This is a genomic window from Halopolyspora algeriensis, from assembly GCF_003337235.1.
In the GTDB taxonomy this organism is placed as follows: domain Bacteria; phylum Actinomycetota; class Actinomycetes; order Mycobacteriales; family Pseudonocardiaceae; genus Haloactinomyces; species Haloactinomyces algeriensis.
In genome coordinates this window covers 1-5,845 of sequence record NZ_QPJC01000025.1, presented here as the reverse complement: position 1 = coordinate 5,845, position 5,845 = coordinate 1, and the positions used below count along the sequence as shown (strand labels likewise).

The 5,845-nt window shown below is 63.1% G+C and carries 5 protein-coding genes and 1 pseudogene; all 6 read left to right on the top strand.

Features of this window, described 5'->3' with window-relative positions; all coding sequences use genetic code 11:
* Window positions 1-308: pseudogene (locus tag DFQ14_RS21305) on the top strand (acyl-CoA dehydrogenase family protein); the annotation flags it as partial.
* A gap of 30 nt (window positions 309-338) precedes the next feature.
* On the top strand, window positions 339-2,009 hold the full coding sequence (locus DFQ14_RS21300) for an AMP-binding protein (RefSeq protein WP_114455127.1): 1,671 nt from the start codon (window positions 339-341) through the stop codon (window positions 2,007-2,009).
* Window positions 2,006-2,626, top strand: a complete 621-nt coding sequence (locus DFQ14_RS21295) for a hypothetical protein (RefSeq protein ID WP_246195618.1) — start codon at window positions 2,006-2,008, stop codon at window positions 2,624-2,626. The genes DFQ14_RS21300 and DFQ14_RS21295 overlap by 4 nt, the downstream gene beginning before the upstream one ends.
* A 14-nt stretch (window positions 2,627-2,640) precedes the next feature.
* Window positions 2,641-4,143, top strand: coding sequence for a pyruvate, phosphate dikinase (locus tag DFQ14_RS21290; RefSeq protein WP_246195619.1), 1,503 nt, complete (start codon window positions 2,641-2,643; stop codon window positions 4,141-4,143).
* A gap of 143 nt (window positions 4,144-4,286) precedes the next feature.
* Window positions 4,287-5,162: an N-acetyl-1-D-myo-inositol-2-amino-2-deoxy-alpha-D-glucopyranoside deacetylase gene (gene mshB, locus DFQ14_RS21285; protein WP_114455124.1), complete on the top strand. Its 876-nt coding sequence runs from the start codon at window positions 4,287-4,289 to the stop codon at window positions 5,160-5,162.
* Window positions 5,137-5,715: a flavin reductase family protein gene (locus DFQ14_RS21280; protein WP_246195620.1), complete on the top strand. Its 579-nt coding sequence runs from the start codon at window positions 5,137-5,139 to the stop codon at window positions 5,713-5,715. The genes mshB and DFQ14_RS21280 overlap by 26 nt, the downstream gene beginning before the upstream one ends.
* The last annotated feature ends 130 nt before the right edge of the window (window positions 5,716-5,845 follow it).

The following is a 5,845-nucleotide window of genomic DNA, read 5'->3' as shown; positions in this document are numbered from 1 at the left end:
GCCTGCAACATCGGTGGGACCGGCTGGAAAACGGCGCGAGTCTGGACGATTTCACTCCGGACGAGCGCATCGAAACGATGCTAACCAGACGGTACGCCATGCGCGGAGCGCGCTCCATCGTGCGCCGGCTCTACGACCTGATGGCGACGTCCTCGATCTATGCGAGCTCGCCGATGGACCGCTGGCTCCGGGACACGGAGACGATGTCCCAGCAGGTCATGGGACAGGACAAGATCGCGCAGTCGGCCGGTGCCTATCTCACCGGAGGCACACCGCAGTACCCCACGGCGCTCGGGATCGTCGCCTGAGGTGCCTCGATTGGAACGAGTGGGAGAGCCATGACCGATACTCTCGATACATCGAAACCCGCCGTGCTCCACGGTGGAACGCTGTCCGCAGCACCGGTACGAACCTTGGCGGATGCGCTGGCCGACGCGGCCGGCCGGACCGACTGCGGTGCGATCGTATACTTGGACGAGCAGGGGCGGCCCCGGTCACAGTCCTATTCGGAGCTCTTGGACGATGCCGCCCGGGTTCTCGGCAGCATCCGCCGGGCCGGCGCCCTCCCCGGTGACCAGGTCGCCATCCAGGTCGAGCAAGAAGCCGACCTGTTGGCTGCATTCTGGGCATGTCAGCTCGGTGGATTCGTGCCCGTTCCGGTTGCGATGAGCCCCCCGCCGAGTAGTCCGCTGTCGAGCGCCGAACTGCTGGGCGGGGTGTGCGACCTTCTCCAGGACCCGTGGGTGATCGCCGCGGAGCCCACTCCCGGTTCCTGGTTAGGGGCGGTCGAGGACTTGCGTTCCGGCCCGCCGGAGCGCGGGTTTCACGCAGCGGAGCCCGATGACCTCGCCTTGCTGCTGTTGACCTCCGGCAGCACCGGCTTGCCGAAGGCCGTCATGCTGACGCAGCGCAACATCCTGAGCAGGGCGCGAGCAAATGCCCAGGTGCGCGGGCTTTCCGAGCGCAATCGCACATTCAACTGGATGCCGTTGGACCACGTGGGCGGACTGGTCATGTTCCACGTTCGGGATGTCCTGCTCGGCTGCCATCAGGTGCATGCCCGCAAGGAATGGGTTACCGAGGATCCGCTCCGGTGGCTGGCTGCGATCAGCGAGCACGAGTGCGATACGACCTGGGCACCCAACTTCGCGTTTGGGTTGATCAACGATCGCGCGGACGACCTCGCCGGGCGACCCTGGGACCTGAGTCGGCTGACTTACATCATGAACGGTGGTGAGGCCATCAAGCCCAAGGTTATCCGGCGGTTCCTGTCGTTGCTGGCCCCCTTCGGCTTGCCAGGTACGGCCATGCATCCGGGGTGGGGTATGTCGGAAACCTCATCGGGGGTGGTCGATAGCGTGTTCTCCCCCGATACCAGCTCGGACGACGATCGGTTCGTGTCGGTCGGCTCGCCGCATCCCGGGGTGTCCTTGCGGGTGGTGGATGAAACCGGCCGGGCGCTGAGCGAAGGCCAAATAGGCAGGTTGCACGTAACCGGTATTCCGATCAGTCCGGGCTACTACCGCAACGATGAGCAAAACCGCCAGTCGTTCAACAACGACGGCTGGTTCAAGACCGGTGATCTGGCGTTCATCTCGAACGGCGTGCTGACCGTCACCGGCCGCGTGGACGATGTCATCGTGGTCAACGGCGTCACCTACTATGGACACGAAATCGAATCCGTCATCGAAGAATTGTCTTTCGTCGAACCCTCTTACACCGTCGCGTGTGAGGCGGAGTCGGTGCTGGGCGCGACAGCGGCAGGGACACTGATGATATTCTTCCATCCTCGCTCGGGTGTCGCCTCGGACCGGGACAACTGGTGCGTCGTCGAGCACATCGCAGATCGGTTCGGATTGACCGTGAGCAGGGTGTGCCCGGTAGCCAAGGAGTCGGTACCCAAGACCGGAATCGGCAAACTCAAGCGGTCCCAACTCGCGCGGCGTTTGTCCAACACTGAGATATCCACATCGGACGGACTGGTACGAGCAGCGAGCGAGGAGGCGTGAATTTGTCAGCGGAAATCCAGATCCTACAGGCCATCCGGTTCAAAGGACGTCCTGCCGGAGCGGATCTCGCTTCGGCTGTCGGGTCGAGCTGGTCGGCGGTGGCGGTGAGTCTTCGCCTCCTGGTCGAATCCGGACGGTGCGTGGAGGCCGACGGCTGCTACCGGCTCACTCCAGCCGGGCGCGATCGACTGAGTTCGTTGACGGCTGCCGAGCGCGGCAGCATCGATCGGGAAAGCTTGGCCGATGCTTACGAACGATTTGACAAGTACAATTCCGAGCTCAAACGCATCGTCGTCGATTGGCAACTGAAGGACGGAGTCAAGCAAAACGATCACACGGATCCTGGTTATGACGCGAAAGTCATCGCGCAGCTCGTCGAGCTGCACGCCGAATTCCAGCCGTTGCTGGCTGACATCGTAGATCTCGTCCCGCGCTTGAACCATTACCCCGCACGCTTCAAGTCGGCCTTGGACAAGGTCCGGGCCGGCACACATGCGTGGTTCGCAGGACCGCTAATCGACAGCTACCACACTGTCTGGTTCGAACTCCACGAGGATTTGATCGGGCTGACCGGACGGACGCGGATCGACGAAGCGGAAGCGAGGCGTGCCGAGTGACAGGGGTGAAAGCGGTGCACGCAGCACCACGGGTGGACGCGGTGCTGCTGGACGGCAAAACTGGTTTGAGCAAGCATTCGCTCGGCGGTAAGGCCGAAGGCATCGAGCGGATGCTCGCCCTGGGGCTACCGGTGCCACCTGCATTCGTGCTGAGCACCGGAGTCTACCAACGATTTCGGGCCGAGTCGTCACGACTGCCCGACGACATCTGGCGCCGGGTGCGCGATCTGGTTCACGCATTGGAACGGAAGACGGGTCGTACCTTCGGCGGTGGTGCGCGGCCGTTGCTGGTCTCGGTCCGTTCCGGCGCGGCGATGAGCATGCCCGGGATGATGGACACCATCCTCAACGTGGGGATGACCGCGGATGTCCACCAGGCCTTCACGGAGCAGTCCGGGGATTCCGGCTACGCCGCCGACGTGAGACGCAGATTTGCCGAGCAGTTCGAGCGAACGCTGGGCAGATCCGTGCCTGCTGATCCGTGGGAGCAGCTGCGGCAAGCCATCGAGGGCGTGTTCACGTCGTGGACCTCACCACGAGCCGTGGCCTATCGCCGCGATCGCGGGATCGCCGATGATGCCGGTACGGCAGTAACCGTTCAGGCGATGGTGTTCGGGAACGTGGACTACAACTCCGGCAGTGGAGTGCTGTTCACACGCAACCCGCTGACCGGTGGTGCCGAGGTGTACGGAGAGTGGATCGCAGGGGGGCAGGGCGAGGACGTCGTGTCCGGACGCGCCAATGCCCAGCCGTTGAGCGAGCTGGCTGCCCAGCTACCCGGTACCCACCGAGAGCTCATGGCGGCAGCGACACGTCTGGAGCGAGCCGGCGGCGATGTGCAAGACATCGAGTTCACCGTGGAGTCCGGCCGCCTTTGGTTGTTGCAGACGCGCACGGCGAAGCGGTCTCCGGAGGCCGCCACGCGGCATGCGGTGGCGATGGTGCGCGAGGGGCTCATCGATCGGCATCAGGCGCTAGATCGAATTCACGCGGACCAGGTCGAGGCGTTGTTGCGGCCGAGGGTGGATCCACAGGCGCTGACCTCGGCGAGGGTCGTATCCCGGGGCAAACCGGCCTCGCCGGGCATAGGTATCGGAGCCGTTGCACTCGATTCCTCAGAAGTCGACGACCGGCGGGATCGCGGTCAGGAAGTGGTGCTCGCTCGAGTGACGACGGAGCCCGACGATGTGCCCGCCATGTCCTCAGTGCACGCGGTGGTGACCGAGCGCGGCGGCGCCACCTCGCATGCCGCCGTGGTCTCTCGCGAGATCGCTGTTCCGTGCGTGGTCGGTTGCGGGACCGGGACCGTCACGCGGCTGGCCGGCAGAGTCGTCACGGTGGATGGCTTTTCGGGTGTCATCTACGACGGTGCGCTGCCCATCGTCGAAGCAGCGACCGCAGCGGATTCGGACTTGAGTGCGCTAACCGAGTGGGCGCGGGCCGAGTCCGATGCACCCGCCGGGGCGGACTTGCTGAACATGCTGCGGCGGCGCAGCAGCAGGCGATCTTTCGATTGAGTACAGCGGAGCTACCACGGCTCCGTCAAATTTGATGATCCCGGCGAATAGCTTTCGGCCGGGAGCTTTGTCAGTCGGGATTCCTGGTTTAATCGGCCTTCACCGGATATTTCTGTTGGCGACCTACTGCCTAAGGATGCAATGTGAACCACACGGCACCGCTTCGACTACTGCTGGTCCATGCACACCCCGACGACGAAACCCTGACCACCGGCGGAACGATCGCGCACTATGCCGCGCGCGGTGTGCAGATTACCTTGGTGACGTGCACCCTGGGTGAAGAGGGCGAGATCATCCCTAAGGAATTGCAGGGACTGGCTTCCGATCAGTCCGACCAGCTCGGTGGTTACCGAATCGGCGAGCTGCAGGGGGCATGCAAGGCCTTGGGGGTCACCGACTTCCGTTTCCTCGGCGGTATCGGCCGCTGGCGCGATTCGGGCATGACGTGGAGCCAGCCCGGATATGCCGGCGAGCTCTCGGAACCCCATCCGCGGGCCTTTGCGATCGGGGACCGCCGAGAGCAGGAAGCCGAGCTGGAGACGATGCTGCGGGAAGTACGCCCGCAAGTCGTCGTGACCTACACCGACGACGGTGGGTACGGCCACCCGGATCACGTCCGTGCGCACCAGATCACCATGAGCGCCACATCGAGGGTTGCCGAGGTGGAAAGGGTGTTCCACACGGTGCGACCCCGGGGTGCGTTGGCAGACGGCCTGCAGCGGTTGTCGAAGTCCGAAGGTGTACCGTTTCCGATTGCCGACATCGAAGAGCTAGCACATATACCTGACGATGCTGTGACCACTGCTCTGGATGTGACGGATCAGCAGTCATCGTTGATGAACGCCCTGCGGTCCCACGAAACCCAAATCTCACTGTGGTCAGATCTGCGCAACAGTGGACCTAGTGCTGCCGGATTCGCGCTGTCGAACGGAATCGCTCAGCCGATTCTCGACGTCGAGCACTATGTGCTCGCTTCGGGAACTCCGGACGGCTGTGCTGACGATCTTTTCGGTACATAAAGCAGTTCGGGAGGAAGAAATGTCGGGTGTAAACAATTCGGAGAGTGATCTCGTCGTGGATCCCGTAGATGAAGGCGTTTTTCGCGACGTTGTCGGGCGTTTCGTCACCGGGGTCACGATCTTGACCGGATCCTCGGAGGGACGTAACCATGGGATGGTGGTCAGCGCGTTTTCCTCGTTGTCTGTCGACCCCCCGATGGTCTTGGTCTGCGCAAACCGGAAGTCGCGGACGCAGGATACAGTGCGCAAAAGCGGTGCCTTCGGGGTTAACGTCCTGGCGGAGCACCAGCACGACCTGGTGCGACTATTCTCTTCGGCGGAACCAGAAAAGTTCAGCGGAGTCTTGTGGAGTCCCTCGGAGCAGCTCGGTTTGCCGTTACTGACAGGGGTGTTGGGGTGGTTGGAGTGCCGGGTGATCAAGGAGTTCGAAGTGGCGACGCATGCGGTCTTCATGGGCGAAGTGCTGGGCGCCGGTGCTCGGGGCGGTGCTCCGCTGGCGTACTTCCGGGGTGGGTTCGATCGATTGGTCGGAACTTTGACCGACGGAAATTGATCAGCGCGGTATTGTAAGCTGAATCCTACCACGAGTAAGAGCGTGTCTCATGTGGTGGGTTTTTTGTAGCAGGTGAGGGCGGCGGCGAGGGTGAGGAAGGCACTGAAGAGGTGGTCGTGTCGTTCGTAAC